This is a genomic window from Nocardia sp. NBC_01009, assembly GCF_045208035.1.
Lineage (GTDB): Bacteria > Actinomycetota > Actinomycetes > Mycobacteriales > Mycobacteriaceae > Nocardia.
The window spans coordinates 4,851,537-4,865,640 of record NZ_CP108695.1 but is presented as its reverse complement, the minus strand read 5'-3'; the positions used below and the strand labels follow the sequence as shown (position 1 = coordinate 4,865,640).

The following is a 14,104-nucleotide window of genomic DNA, read 5'->3' as shown; positions in this document are numbered from 1 at the left end:
GTCAATGGAGGCAATCATGGGCAACGACAGCATCTTCCGCCGGCCGATCTCTCCCACCGAGCGGATGTACTTCCCGATGCGGCAATTGGCACCACCGTTCCTCATGCAGGCGATGATCCACGGGGAAGGGACCATCGACCGAGAAGCCCTACGCCAGGCAGTGGCCGTGGCGTCCGATGCATGCCCCGGCGCACGGTTGCGGCGCATGGGCGGCGAGTGGGTCGACAGCGGCATCGCTCCGGCGGTACGGGTCGTGGACCGCCATACCGTTCAGTACCCCGACCTCGAAACCGATCACGTGCTCACCAGCCCGATCGGGCCGTATCCCGGGGCAACGGCCGAGGTGGTGTTGCTGACGGCCGAGCCGGTCACACTGCTATTCCGCGCCTTCCACGGGGTCATGGACGGCATGGGCATGGTGCTCTGGATGACCAACGTGCTCAAAGTACTGCGCGGCGAGACACCGGACGCAATGCCGGACCCCGTCGCCGACTACCAGCTGGTAGCCCGGATCGGAACGCCACCGGGCAAGGCGACACTGCCGCTGCCGAAGTATCGGAGCGCGGTCGGGCGCGGCCGCCAGGAACCGGACCGACCACGACATCTGCTGCGACACCGGACGATCGACGCGACCGGGTCGGGTGGCGTCGCGCGCGTCGCGGCCATCCTGGCGGAACAGACCGAGGGCCCTTCCCGAATCATGATGCCGGTCGATCTGCGCAGGCACGATCCGCAACTGCGCTCCACCGCGAACCTGGCGCTGCCCCTGTTCCTGGATCTCGAACCCGGCCAGGACTGGACCGTCGCCAAGGCGCAGCTCAAGGCCGGTCTTGCGCAACGGCGCGAATTGAACCAGATGGACAACAGCGGTCTGGTGCGGATACCGGACCTCGTCGGCCGGGCGATCCTGCGCACCACGAACTGGCTCGGTTCCCAGTACGGCCGAAATCTGGCCTCCGCCATAGTCTCTCATGTCGGCGTGTTCGACCTCGACGCCCTCTCGCCGCCGGGCTTCCGGCCGACGACCATTCGCGTGGTGCCGCAGCACAGCGTCGCGATGCCATTGCTGTTCGGTCTCGTGGAGTCCGGTGGCAAGACCGAGCTGTCGGTGTCGTGCCGCAACGGCGTCGGCATCGAGGCCCGGCTCGAGGCACTCCTCGACCACATTGTCGCCCGGCTCGAGCAAGAGCTACCGGTCAGGGAAAAGCTGTGATCACCTCGGCCCGCTTCATCATCGCGCGTCCACGCGCGGTGCTCGCCGTCGTCATCGGAGCGATGCTGCTGTTCGGTGTGCTCGGCACGGGTGCGGCCGACAAGGTCAGCGCGGGCGGATTCACCGACCCGAGCAGCGAATCAGCGCTGGTCGATCAGGTGGTTCGCGAACATTTCGGACCGCAGAACCCCGACGTCGTCGCGCTCTACACCGCACCGGAGGGCCAGACCCTTGACGACATCGGCCCGCGCATCCAGGAGGCGCTCGGCCGGATCGATCCGACGCTACTCGAGCGCCCGATCCAGTCCTACTGGAACAGCGTGCCACCGCGCAAAGGGTTCCTGCGCTCCGCCGACGGCAAGAAGGCGCTGGCCGTGGTGTTCACCGCAGGCGACGAAACCCGGCGCGTCCACACCTACCCCGATATCGAAGCGGGACTGCAGGTTCCCGGGATCCATACCCAACTGTCGGGCTACAGCGCGTTGGCGACCGAAATCAACGGTCAGTCGCAGCACGATCTGGTGGTGGCAGAATCCATTTCGCTGCCGATCACGCTGCTGATCCTTGTTCTGCTTTTCGGTGGTGCGGTGGCCGCATCGCTTCCGGTGACCGTCGGGCTGCTCGCGGTACTCGGCTCGATGGGCGCGATTCGTGTGCTCGGCGAGGTCACCGAGGTCAGCACGTTCGCGGTCAATATCGCGTCGCTGCTCGGGCTCGGCATGGCGATCGACTACGGGCTGTTCATGGTGACCCGGTTCCGTGAGGAAGTCGCCGAGGGACACACCGTCGCAGCGGCGATCGAAAGGACCTGCGCCACAGCCGGTCGCACCGTCGCCTTCTCCGCCCTGCTGCTGATCTGCGCCTTCGCAGGCACCTTCATTTATCCCCAGGCGGTGCTGCGGTCGCTCGGATTCGGTGCTATCGCGGCCGTCACACTCGCGGCGGGCTTGTCGCTCACGGTGCTGCCCGCGATGCTGGCGCTGTTCGGAGCTCGGATCGGGCAGACCACACCCGAGCAGCGGACCGAACGATTCTGGGGTCGCGTCGTGGACGGTGTGCTGCGGCGGCCCGGTCTTGTCGCGGTCGCCGTCGGCGCCGTGCTGCTGGTGCTCGCGGTGCCGTTGACGGGAGTGCGGCTCGGCGACATCGATCAGCGTGCCCTGCCTCCTGACAATGAAATGCGCAGTGTGGTAGAAGAACTCACCGCACGATTCCCGGCGGCGAGCAGTGGCGTCACCGCGGTGCTGCGCGGTCGGGACGGGACTGCGCCGAACGCGGCGGCGGTCGATGCGGCCACCCATGACATCGGCGCGGTGGACGGTGTCGGTCAGGTGTTCCAGGTCGGGCGCGCCGAGGACTTCGTCGTCCTGCACGCTTTCCTGTCCGCCGCAGATCGCAGTGAAGGTGCCGCCGCGACCGTCGAAGCCATACGGAACCTGAATCCCCCAGCGGCGACCACACTTCGCGTCGGTGGCGATACCGCGGCGACCGTCGACAGCGTCGATTCGATCGTGGCAAGGATGCCGTGGATGATCCTGATCATGGTGACAGCCACTGTGCTGCTGTTGTCGGCCGCGTTCCGCTCGATCGTGCTGCCGTTCAAGGCGGTCGTCATGGCATTTCTCAGCCTCGCCGCAACATTCGGCGTGCTCACCTGGATCTTCTACGAAGGCAATCTCTCCGGCGTCCTCGGCATCAGTCCCGGCCCACTCGTGGCAGGCATGCTGGTGTTGATCATCGCCGTGGTCTTCGGATTGTCCACCGACTATGAGGTTTTCCTGCTCTCCCGCATGGTGGAGGCACACCATGCGGGCGCCGACACCGCCGCCGCCGTTCGCATCGGCACGGTCAAGACCGCCAGGGTGATCACCGCGGCCGCCGCCTTGCTCATCCTCGTCACCGGCGCGTTCACCCTCTCGCCACTGACACCGATGCGCTTCCTCGGGCTCGGCATGATCATCGCGCTGATCGTGGACGCAACCCTGGTTCGGATGCTGCTGGTCCCGGCGCTGGTCAAGCTGATGGGTCGCGCGAATTGGTGGATGCCCGGCGCGGGCGGACCACCTCGACCGAGCACCATGGTCACCGAACATGTCGAGCAGCCCGCGCCCACGCTGTCCTGATGGCCACTCGCGAACACCGGGTCATACCAGCGCGGCGAGCACCTGGGTGAGGTGCTCACGTGCCGGGCCACGCACCACGAATCGGGTGAATGCCCGGCGCTGTCGGTAGCTCGATGACCAGCTATCGAGCATGCTGAATAGGACATACGGCGCAGTCGCCCACGGCAACCCGCGCCTCCAGGAACCGGTAAGTGGTTCCGCCGGGAGCGAATTCGCCGGTCGACCGTAGCCGCCACTTGTCTGTTTTGCGCCACTCGAGCCGGTGATTTCTGTGCTTCGATGGAACCGGCTCGCGATCAGGTACGTCTTATTGATCAGACGGAGCTAGTGGAAAGGGCGACCGCCATGGCTGCTGACAGTCCGTTCAGTGCGTACATCGAGGACGCGAAGGCGGGGGCGCTGAAGGTGCGGATGGCGCCGCAGGCGTTCCTCGACATCGACAGGGCCTGCCGAGAGCTGATCATCGACCTGTCCTCGGCCCAGAACGACGCGCGCGCACTCGGCGAGCGCGAGTACTGGGGTCTCGGCGAGGACAACCCTCGGCTGTGGTCGGCGATGGAGCTGGTCCAGCTATTTCGGGAGAAGGCATTCGGCGGGCCCAACAACGCCTATGACACCCTCGGGGACTACATCGCGGCCGCCACCGAGATCCAGACCCTGTTCACCACCATTCGCGAAGCCTTCGAGCGCACCGACGCCGAGTTCGCCAGGCAGATGCGTGAGATCACCACATGAGGCGCGGCGCCGGTAGCCGGTCGGCCGGTGTCGCGGCGGTCGCGCTCGTGGTGACCGTGCTCAGCGGATGCGGCGGTGAGCCACGGCCTTCGGCAACGTCGATGACCGCCAGACCGTCCTCGGCCGCGCTCGGCGCGCCGACGAGCGGATCGGGGCAGAGCACCTCCTTCGATCCGTGCACCGCACTGACACCGTCGTTCCTGGCATCCCATCAGTGGGACGCGCGTCCCCCTGCCACCAGACAGGAGAGCACCGGCGACGCGCGCTGGAAGGGCTGCCTGTTCGTTGCACAGAGTGCCTATACATTCCGTGTGCAGACCACCAACGGCACTCTCGCTCAGGTTCGTGAAAAATTCACCACCGCAACAGATTTGACCATCGCCGGCCGCCGAGCGCTGCGCTATGAAGCCCGCCCCGACGTGCCGGGCGGCTGCACGATCAACGTCGACATGAAGACCGGATCGCTCTACATCCTGGTGGACGACCCGCGCGGACTGCACCCACGCAAACTCTCCCCCTGCGCCGCCGCCACCGAGATCGCGGAAGCGGTTGTCCCACTCTTGCCGCCCGGAAGCTGATCGCGGCAGCGCATCCCTGTTCCCGATGGCTTGCCAGGTCCCGGGGTCACTATCGTCGTCGAGCATGGCATCACTGTTTCTCCGCCCCGCGGAAACCGACGACGAACCGTTTCTCTGGACCATGCTGTACGAGGCCTCGCACGCCGCGGAACAGGGCACACCCACCCCCGATGACCTGCGTGCGGTTCCGGAACTTGCCCGCTACGTCGAGAAGTGGGGCACCAAGGGCGATCTCGGCGTCGTCGGCGGCGCTTCGGCCGAGCAGCTGCAAGGGGCCGCATGGATTCGCCTGTTCGACAAGGAGAACGCCGGATACGGCTACGTCGCCGACGACATCCCCGAGCTCGCCATCGCCACCAGCCCCGCCGCGCGCGGCACCGGCCTGGGCACCGCGCTGCTGGCCCGCCTCCTCGACGACACCCACACCCGCTACGACGGCATGAGCCTCAGCGTCCGCGCCGACAACCCTGCCCGCCGCCTCTACACTCGCCTCGGCTTCGTCGAGGTGGCGGGCTCCGAGATCATCAACCGAGCGGGCACCACCAGCCTGGCGATGCTCCTACGCTTCCGCTGACCCGCGCTGCGTGGTCCGGGGGTCATGGCGTCGCACTCGCCTCGCGATCGAGCAAGCTGTCGAAATCTCGGAGTCGGACTTCCGACCCGACGTCAGCACACTCCGCGGTCACGGTCGTATCCAGCTGCGTCGTTGTAAACCTGTTGACTGCCTGCGGCGCGCCAGAGGAGCCTCGACACTGTGAACGAACTTCCGCCGTCCGTCACGCTCGAGGAGCTCAGCGAGGAAAACCTGCGACCGCTGCTCGACGCGGCGGTCGCCGATGCCGACCCGTTCGAGGTGATAGCGGCTGTCGACGGACCACCGGGATGGACACCGCAGCGCAGGCACGCGTTCGTCGAATTCCATCGCGGACGCGCCCTGCATCCCACCCGCCCGAGCGAACGGACCTTTGTCGTCACGGTCGACGGCGAGGCGATCGGAGCTGCCCGGCTCGAACCCCGTGGGAACGACCTGGAGGCGGGAATCTGGATCGGCCGGTCGCACCGCGGCCGCGGAATCGGCAGCATTGTCACCGCGCAGCTACGCAGACTTGCCGCCGAGACCGTCGCGTGCCGTATCACGGCGACGACGACACCGGGCAATATCGCGGCCCGTCGACTCATCGACACCGGACTGCGAGCCCGGGTACACGTCGATGGCGACGCGGTCACCGGCATCTCCGACCTCACTTGACCATCAGCGGAATCCCAGCTGCGGCCTTACCACCGTTTCGAGTCTCGATCGGCGTGATAGGTCCCCGGCGTATGCCCGAGCATCCGGCGGTAGACATCGATGAACGCACTGGTCGACGCCCATCCGCAGTGATGGGCGACCGCCGTCACCGCGACTCCGTCGGCGAGCAGTTGCACCGCCCGATGCAAGCGCAGCTGGGTTCGCCACCGCGCCCGCAGCATCACCACGGAACTGATCTACCGGCCCCCGCGCTCGGCGGCTTTCCACACCGCGTATCGCTCCTTCATGCAGCTGGCGCAGGGGCGGTAGCCTGCGCCGATGGCGGTGTCTTCGTCGGCGAAGAAGACGCGATGGGGGTGGTAATGGCCGCGGGTGAGAGCGCGCAGAGCGGAGGGACAGTCGAGACGGCCGTAGATCTTGGTGCGGCGGTGGCCGCCGAACCGGCCCGGTACCGGCGTACGGTACGGGCGGCCGTCGGCGTCGATGAGCGTATGCATCCGCTCGGACATGGTGTGGGACTTGACTATTCGGCGTCGTGCAGGACCAGGCCGAGGGTGTGGCGGATGCCGGTGCGGATACGACTGACGCCATGGCGCATAGGGGCTCTCGACCATCCTCGGGCGCTCGGGGTAGGGCGGTCGCGGGTAGTGAAGATCAAGCCGTGGCCCTGTTCGAGCACTGTGACAGTGCCTTTCGACTGGGCGCGCGGTCGCTGCTCGACGAGGAGGAACTCGCCTCCGGTGTGGTCGACGCGCGGGCGGTCCAGGCCGATCACCACCTGAAGCGGAAACACCAGATCGCCATAGAGGTCGCGGTGCAGGGCATTCCAGTCACCGCTGGTGTAGCGCAACAGGATCGGTGTCGGTCTGGTCTGTCCTGAAGCGTGGCAGGCGTCCAGCCAGTCCGCGAAGTCGTCCGGCCACGGTGCGTGGTCGCCGAGACGTGCCGCCCAGGTTCGGGCGATGGGCAATAGATTGCGGTAGAAGGCCGCACGCAAGGCGGTGATCGGCTCCGGAACCGGGTGCGCGAAGTACCGGTAGGTGCCCTCGCCGAATCGATGGCGCACCATATCGATGGTGGAGCGGAAGCGGGCGCGCTCGTCCCACATGGATACGAACTCGGCGCATTCGCCGGGGGTGAGCAACGGTCCGGTCTGCGCGCTGCCATGCGCATCGATCTCGGCGGTGAGCTCGGCCCACTGTTGCGCGTCGACCCGATCCGACAGTGAAGCAATGGTTTTCGATGCAGTCATTGAATTCTCCTTCTTTCTGCACGACGCCCCTACGCGGTCCGTCGGGCGTCCGCCGGTCGACCGAACTCGGCACCGGCACAGACGTCCGAGGCCGACGCTCGACGACCTATGCTGCTTCGAGGCTGAGCAAGGTGTTCTTGGCTGCGGTGCCGCCGACGTACTGCCCGATGGTGCCGTCGCTGCGCACGACGCGGTGGCACGGGATGACCACCGGGAGGGGATTGTGCGCGCAGGCGGAGCCGACGGCCCGGACAGCGCGCGGGTTGCCGACGGCGGCGGCAACGGCGGCATAACTTTCACGACGGCCGTAACCGATGTCTCGCAGGTGCTGGATGACCTGACGACGGAAGCCGCCGGTGAGCTGTAGGTCGAGCGTGAGGTCGAATTGTGTTCGGGCGCCGGTAAAGTACTCGTCGATCTCCCTTGCCGCGGCGTCGAGGCGCGCGGGTGCGGCGAGGACTCGTGGACTGACTCGCTCGGCGAGGGTAGCGAGGACGGTGTCGTGGTCCTCGTTCGGATAGGCGACGCGGACCAGGCCTGCGGGGGTAGCCGCGAGCAGCAGAGTGCCGACGGGTGTGTCGAGTGTGCGGTAGGCGACGTCGAGCAGGCCGGCGGACTGCGCCTCGGCCGCCAGGCGACGATGCAAGGCGGACAGGAGCTCGGCGCTGCGGGGGGTCAGCCCGTCGAAGAGGGGGTCCCCGCGGTCGATGGTGGCCATCATGATCGATCCTTCGGGTAGAGCTTGCGTAAGGATTTCAGCCCGTCGGCGGCGGCGCGGCGAGCTGCGTCGGTGGAATTGCCCAGCAGCTGGGCGATTTCGGCGTGCGGCAGGCCTGCCAGGTAGTGGTAGGCGACTGCTTGGCGCTGCTTGGTCGGCAGCGCCGCCAGTGCGGCCCACAGATCGGGGTCGTAACCGGCCGGGTCGGCGTTGGGGGCCGGGCGCTCGGGCAGAGTGTCGGCCGGGACGGGCGCGCGGGTCAGCGCTCGCCCGACATCGATGGCGCGCCGATGCGCGACGGTGACCAGCCACGCCTCGATGTTCGTCTCCGGGTCGAGGTCAGGATAGGCACGCAATGCCGACAGGAAGGTCTCCGACCAGGCGTCGGCGGCATCGGTCGGACCGAGGACCGCCCGGCACACGCGTAACACCATCGGGCCGTATTCGGCTACGACTTCCTCGAACGGAGGCAAACTCACACTGGGTAGACGGCGGCCGGTGGGAAAACGTGAGATTCCGAAGTCAGGAGCTCACGGATGCCCCCGCGGCCGATCATGCGGGCACCACGGAACTGCGCGAGAGACCGCTGGCGCGCAGCACGCGGCGGGCGATACCGGCGCGAATGGAGTCGTCGGTGCCGATGATCCGCACGTGTTGGCGGGCCCTGGTCACGGCCGTGTACAGCAGTTCCCTGGTCAGCAGGGTGGATTCGGGTTCGGGCAGCACGACCGAGACCGTGTCGTACTGGCTGCCCTGGCTGCGGTGGATGGTCATGGCGAAGACCGTCACCACCGCAGGGAATTGCGTGGGGTGCACAAGGTAGGGCTCGCTGCCGCGTTGCAGTGCCGCGCGCAGGGAACCGTCGGGCATGCGGACGATCACACCGGTGTCGCCGTTGTAGATGCGAGCCTCGTGGTCGTTGGCGGTGACCAGCAGGGGCTGCCCGGGATACCAGGGAGCCTGATAGGTGTCGGGGCCCGCGCCGCCCGCGGCTGCCCATTCGGCGGCCATGCGGTCCCAGCGTTCGACACCGAACGGGCCTTGTCGGTGCGCGCACAGGAGTCGATGCGATTCGAGGGCCTGCAGTGCGCCCGCCGCGTCACCGTCGAGTGCGGCCGCGGTGACCTCTCGTGCGGCCCGGGCTATATCGGCGCGGACCGCCACCGTGTTGTCGGGTGCACTCAGCGAGAGTTCCCGGCCACCCGCACGCAACAACTCGAGCGCTGTGTCGGCCTCGCCCGCGCGGATCGCGACGGCGAGTTCGGCGATCTTGCCGCCGAAGCGGCGACCACGGGTCAGGCGCACGATGCCGCCCTGCAGCCGGGTTCGCTCCAGGCTGGTCAGCGCTTCCGGATTATCCTCGGCCGCAGCGGATTCCAGTGCATCCGCGCCGAGTACCGTGTCCAGTACCGGATTCGGTTCGCCGACAACGGGTCCCGCCACCAAGTCGGCGAGGACGGCGCCCGCATCGACCGAGGCGAGCTGATCCGGGTCGCCCACCAGCACCAGCCGGGTATCCGGGCGCAGCGCGGCAAGCAGTCTGCTCATCATCGTCAGTGACACCATCGAGGTCTCGTCGACGACGATCACGTCGTAGGGCAGCCGGTTGAATTCGTGATACCGGAACCTGGTGGTGCGGCCGCGCTGCCAGCCCAGCAGCCGGTGCAGGGTGGCGGCGGTGAGTTCCGGCAGGTCGAGCGCGTCGGCCTGCTCGCGCACCGCTTCCTGCAGGCGCGCAGCCGCTTTGCCGGTGGGTGCTGCCATGGCGATCCGGAGCGCGGGCAGTTTCGGATTCGCCCGCTGATGTGCATCGAGCAACGCCAGGATCCTGGCGATGGTGTGGGTCTTGCCGGTGCCGGGCCCGCCCGCGACCACGGTCGTCCAGTGCGTCGCGGCGAGCGCGGCGGCCAACCGCTGCCGGTCCGGGGCCGCACCGACCGACAGGTCGAAGAGTCGGTCCAGCTCACGCCGCACGATGGTCGGATCGACGACCGGATGATCACTCGAACGCTCGGTGAGCACCCGCCGAATGGTCTGCTCCTGCTGGTAATACCGGTCCAGGTACAACAGCGGACCCGCATCGGTGCTGCGCTGTGCGTCGACAAGCCGCAAGGGCTGCAACGGACCCGCCGGTCCACCGCACACCAGCGGACTCACCCGCAACGCCGCGACAACGGCATCGATCTCCGGCCACGGCAACGTCGCGGGATCGACACCCGCTCCGGCATCCCAGGTTTCGTCGGCTTCCACGCCGATCTCCCGCATCCGATGCAACTCCAGACACACCGACCCGGACCGCACCGCCCGCACCGCGAGCGCCGCCGCAAACAGCACCTCCTCCGACAACTCCCGCCCCATGCGCCCCAACCGCAGCGCCACGTGCACGTCGGCCGCCGAAAGCACCCCCGCTTCATTGAAGGTCCGCAACAACCCGGTCCCCCGCTGCGCCAACTGAATCGATGTCATCGCCCCGCCTTCCCCCTCGCCATCGCCGGGCGGTCGCACTCAGTGCGCAATACCGCCGACGAATCCGTACACGGAGCATCCACCTGCGCCCGTACGACAGCCGCACACATCTGCACCGCGCCTACCCACACGAAGTGGCCGCGCGCCCCTTGAATCGCCATCTGCGAATTCGCCCGCGGGACAGCCGCTTGCACACACGACGGGGTGGGCAGCGCCGAGCGGTCGCGCTCCTTGCAACCGGTCACCCACGAATTGGCGGATGCCGAGTCCCATCGCATGCAATGGACGGTGGTCGCCCTCATCGGTCGGACTCGCCAGCGAGCAGAGCGGAGAGGGCGATGATCAGTTCGGTCGGTGGGTTCCAGTCGAAGACACCACAACCCGAGGGGGTTTCGGGGCCGATCATGCCGCGGACGAAGAGGTAGCGGGCACCGCCGAGATGGCGGACCGGGTCGTAGGCGGGCAGGCGCCAGCGCAGGTAGCGGTGCAGCGCTGCCGAATAGAGCAGCGCCTGCAGGGGGTAGTGGGACCGCAGCATTTCCGCGGCCATCCGGTCGTGGGTGTAATGATCGGCAGTGAGGTCGCCGGTGCCGAGGCGGTTGGTTTTGTAGTCGACGATGACGAATCGCGGTTCGGCGCCGGGTGATTCGGTGACGCGCAGCACAGCGTCGATGCTGCCGGTGAGGTAGCCGCGCAGGGGGACGTCGTCCAGGGCCGCCAATTGGTCTGCGTAGGAGGCGAAGTCGTCATCGGATGGAAGGTGCTCGCGCAGCAGGTCGGCGATGCGACCCAGCGTAGCCGCGTGCGCGCCGGGGGCGTCGCCGCCGGACAAGGGCAGCTCGAATTCGAGCTCGTTCAGCTTGTCTGGTCCGGAGATGTCGGCAAGACAACCGAATCCGAGTGGCGTGCGCAGCACCGCCAGCAATGCGGTACCCAGGATTTCGGGATCCGCCTCTGCCATCAATTCCTCGGTCGCCGCGCGGCAGCGAGTGTGCACCTCGGTAGCCAGGTCAGCCGCGTCGGTATCGATCAGCTCGAGTACGCCGTGCACGAGGGTGCCGAACTCTGCTCCGTAGGGCAGGGCGTTCATCAGCGACGCGACCCCCTCTACCGGCGGGTCGGTCTCCTCCAGCACCGGTGCGCTCGGTTCGTCGGCCGGACCTCGCTCGTCCTCGGGTTCGGACTCGGCGACAGCCGCATCGTGGGCGCCTGCGGTCAACGCCGAGTACGAGGTGCGTCGCCATTGCTGATCCACAACGCGGGAGAACTGCGCGGCCGCAAGCGCTCCGGTCGCGGATTCGCTGCGCACCCGCCGGATCTCGACGGCGTCGGATCCTTCGACACCCGTCACCGAAATCGCCGCGGGCGAGCCCGCACCCCATACCGAAAGTAGTTGTACCGCAGCAGCATCCGCGGGCACGGCGGCGCGGCCGGGAACAATGCCGCCGCCGTCGGGGCGGCCGAGGATCATCCGGTGCAGCGGCGAAGCCGCCGTGGTGATCGCCGGAGCCCACCAGGTGACGATCTGGCACATCGCCCGGGTGAGGGCGACATACAGCAGGCGCAGTTCCTCACCCGCTTCCTCGGTCTCACTGCGCAGCTTGCGTTCGGCGTACCCGGCGGCGTCCTGGCCGCCGACATCCAACACGCGGGCACCATGGTCGTCGTGATACAGCAGGGTCGCCGGATAAGGGTTCTTCGCGTTGTCCCACGCGAAGGGCAGGTAGACGATAGGGAATTCGAGGCCCTTGCTTGCATGCACTGTGGCGATCTGCACCGCCGCCGCATCCCGATCGAGCCTGCGGCTGCGGTCGGCCACCGACCCGGAAGCGGGATCGCGCACCCGGTCGGCAAGCCAGCGGGTCAGCGCCGTCAACCCGAGACCTTCGGTCAACGCCACCTGATCGAGCAACTGCGCGATGTGCCGCAGATCGGTCAGCTGCCGCTCGCCGTTCTCGATCGTCAGCAGTCGCGGTGCCAGATTCGCTTCGGCGGACAGCTTCTCGAACACCGCCGCGAAACCGGCCCGCGCGAACAACCGAGCAGACTCACGCAGCTGCGAACTGATCCGCCCCACCAGATCGGCTCCGCCGCTGTCGATTTCGACGGCAGTAATCCCGAGCAGAGGTGTGCACGCGGCCAACCGCACCCGATCGGACCGATGCGGCTGTTCGAGCGCACGCAGCAGCCAGAGCCAATCGGTGGCGCTGCTCGTCGCGAACACACTGGTGCCGCCCGCGAGAACGGAAGCGACTCCCACACGATCCAGAGCCGCCCGCACCACATCGATCTGAGACCTGGTGCGCACCAGCACCGCAATGTCGCCGGGCCCGATCGGCCTGCGCACCACGCCTGGAACGTCGACCGCGCCATCCGAGGTGATACCGGCGGCGGCGCTCGGTTCGACCGTGGCACTCGCGCCGCGCGAGGTGGCCGCGGCTGGTGGTCCGGCCTTCACTTCGACCAGGACCCTCGATTCCAGCAGCCCGACGATGTCGGCTGCCAAGTCTTCGGCGACCTTGGCACGCATGCGGCCGACGGCAGGGAAGCCCGACTTGTTCAGTGGCCCCGCACCGGTTCGGGGCAAACAGCGCAGACGCAGCGGTGTGATGAGATCTCCTGGGCCCGACAGCCGGGACCACGGTCGGGTGGCGGCCACCGGATAAACGGCGATTTCCTTGTGGCCCAACGCCGCTCCGCCGTGCAGGTGATCGAGGGCCGCCAGTAGGCCTGCGTCGCTGCGCCAGTTGGTGGTGAGTTCTTTACGGGTGTCGGCGTGTTGGACGGCGTCGAGATAGCTGAGCACCTCCGCGCCGCGGAAGGCGTAGATGGCCTGTTTGGGGTCGCCGACCAGAACGAGGGTCGAGTGACCGTGGAAGGCGAGGCGCAGGATGTCCCACTGCAGCGGGTCGGTGTCCTGGAACTCGTCGACGAGGGCGACTCGATAGCGATTGCGAATGCGGCGGCAGGCGCGCGGACCGTGCGCGGGATCGGCGAGGACATCGTGCAGCAGCACCAGTAGATCGTCGAAATCGCGCAGACCGGCCAGGCGCTTTCGGCGTTCGGTCTCGGCGCGGACAGCGGTCGCGAAGGCGACCCGCTCCCCCGCGGCGCCGTCGCCCTTCGGGACGAGCACCGCGTGCCGGTCGCCGACGGCGGCCAGCGCCAGCGTGTGCGCCTCCTTCAAGGAGAACGGCGGTTCGGCGCGGGCGTACCGGTTCAGGAACAGATCGTCGGCGACGGTCCCCACCAGGTCGTCGACGGTTTCCACCAGACGCGAACCGGGGTCGTGCTCACCGGCCAACCCGAGCTCGTCCAGCATGCGCTGGCAGAAGCTGTGCGTCGTGGCGATGGTCCCCGCATCGAAATCCGAGAGCGCCGTGAGCAATCGATTGCGACGTATGCCCACCTCACTCGAATCTGCCTGGGCAACATGGCGAATCAGCTCATCGGAGTGCGCCCGCGCCCGCTCCGGATCGGCCAGCGCCGCGGCAACCGCCACGAACCGATCCCGAGTGCGTTCCCGAAGCTCCTGCGTCGCAGCCCGACTGAACGTCACCAGCAACAGCTGCGAGACATCGATCCCGGCCTCCGCCACATACCGCACCGCGAGACCGACGATCGCGTGCGTCTTACCGGTCCCCGCACTCGCCTCCAACACCGTGGTACCGGTCGGCAACGGCCCATTCGGATCGAACCGGTCGACCGCCGCCATCTCCGGGATGGCGAACGCCGTGTCCTGAACGGTCACGCCCACCACCCACTTCCGC

At 67.7% G+C, this 14,104-nt stretch carries 12 protein-coding genes and 1 pseudogene; 6 read left to right on the top strand and 7 right to left on the bottom strand.

Going from position 1 to position 14,104, the window contains the following annotated elements; genetic code table 11:
- Positions 1-16: 16 nt before the first annotated feature.
- The 6 genes from OHA42_RS21765 to OHA42_RS21740 all read left to right on the top strand — a co-directional run bounded on the left by OHA42_RS21765 (position 17) and on the right by OHA42_RS21740 (position 5,898).
- Complete coding sequence (locus tag OHA42_RS21765) at positions 17-1,213, top strand: peptide synthetase (RefSeq protein ID WP_406229723.1); 1,197 nt, start codon at positions 17-19, stop codon at positions 1,211-1,213.
- Positions 1,210-3,336: an MMPL family transporter gene (locus OHA42_RS21760; RefSeq protein WP_406229722.1), complete on the top strand. Its 2,127-nt coding sequence runs from the start codon at positions 1,210-1,212 to the stop codon at positions 3,334-3,336. The genes OHA42_RS21765 and OHA42_RS21760 overlap by 4 nt, the downstream gene beginning before the upstream one ends.
- A 345-nt stretch (positions 3,337-3,681) precedes the next feature.
- The gene (locus OHA42_RS21755; protein ID WP_406229721.1) at positions 3,682-4,071 is read left to right on the top strand and encodes a hypothetical protein; all 390 of its coding nucleotides are present in this window, start codon (positions 3,682-3,684) and stop codon (positions 4,069-4,071) included.
- Complete coding sequence (locus tag OHA42_RS21750) at positions 4,068-4,649, top strand: DUF3558 domain-containing protein (RefSeq protein WP_406229720.1); 582 nt, start codon at positions 4,068-4,070, stop codon at positions 4,647-4,649. Before OHA42_RS21755 ends, OHA42_RS21750 begins: the two co-directional genes overlap by 4 nt.
- A gap of 64 nt (positions 4,650-4,713) precedes the next feature.
- Positions 4,714-5,223, top strand: coding sequence for a GNAT family N-acetyltransferase (locus tag OHA42_RS21745; protein ID WP_406229719.1), 510 nt, complete (start codon positions 4,714-4,716; stop codon positions 5,221-5,223).
- Positions 5,224-5,403: 180 nt separating this feature from the next.
- The gene (locus OHA42_RS21740; protein ID WP_406229718.1) at positions 5,404-5,898 is read left to right on the top strand and encodes a GNAT family N-acetyltransferase; all 495 of its coding nucleotides are present in this window, start codon (positions 5,404-5,406) and stop codon (positions 5,896-5,898) included.
- A gap of 26 nt (positions 5,899-5,924) precedes the next feature.
- Here the strand turns inward: OHA42_RS21740 and OHA42_RS21735 are convergent.
- From OHA42_RS21735 to OHA42_RS21705, 7 genes and pseudogenes are all read right to left on the bottom strand, one after another.
- Positions 5,925-6,119: pseudogene (locus OHA42_RS21735) on the bottom strand (helix-turn-helix domain-containing protein); the annotation flags it as partial.
- Positions 6,120-6,134: 15 nt separating this feature from the next.
- Positions 6,135-6,395 carry an Ada metal-binding domain-containing protein gene (locus tag OHA42_RS21730; protein WP_406229717.1) on the bottom strand — a complete coding sequence of 87 codons (261 nt, stop codon included), beginning with the start codon at positions 6,393-6,395 and terminating at the stop codon, positions 6,135-6,137.
- A gap of 26 nt (positions 6,396-6,421) precedes the next feature.
- Entirely contained in the window at positions 6,422-7,150 is a 729-nt protein-coding gene (locus tag OHA42_RS21725; RefSeq protein ID WP_406229716.1) for a 2OG-Fe(II) oxygenase, read from the bottom strand.
- Positions 7,151-7,256: 106 nt separating this feature from the next.
- Positions 7,257-7,868, bottom strand: a complete 612-nt coding sequence (locus OHA42_RS21720) for a methylated-DNA--[protein]-cysteine S-methyltransferase (protein ID WP_406239518.1) — start codon at positions 7,866-7,868, stop codon at positions 7,257-7,259.
- Positions 7,868-8,341 carry an RNA polymerase sigma factor gene (locus tag OHA42_RS21715; RefSeq protein WP_406239516.1) on the bottom strand — a complete coding sequence of 158 codons (474 nt, stop codon included), beginning with the start codon at positions 8,339-8,341 and terminating at the stop codon, positions 7,868-7,870. Before OHA42_RS21715 ends, OHA42_RS21720 begins: the two co-directional genes overlap by 1 nt.
- A gap of 79 nt (positions 8,342-8,420) precedes the next feature.
- Positions 8,421-10,334, bottom strand: coding sequence for an exodeoxyribonuclease V subunit alpha (recD, locus tag OHA42_RS21710; RefSeq protein WP_406229715.1), 1,914 nt, complete (start codon positions 10,332-10,334; stop codon positions 8,421-8,423).
- A 298-nt stretch (positions 10,335-10,632) separates the two neighbouring features.
- Positions 10,633-14,049 carry a UvrD-helicase domain-containing protein gene (locus OHA42_RS21705; protein WP_406239515.1) on the bottom strand — a complete coding sequence of 1,139 codons (3,417 nt, stop codon included), beginning with the start codon at positions 14,047-14,049 and terminating at the stop codon, positions 10,633-10,635.
- Positions 14,050-14,104: the final 55 nt, after the last annotated feature.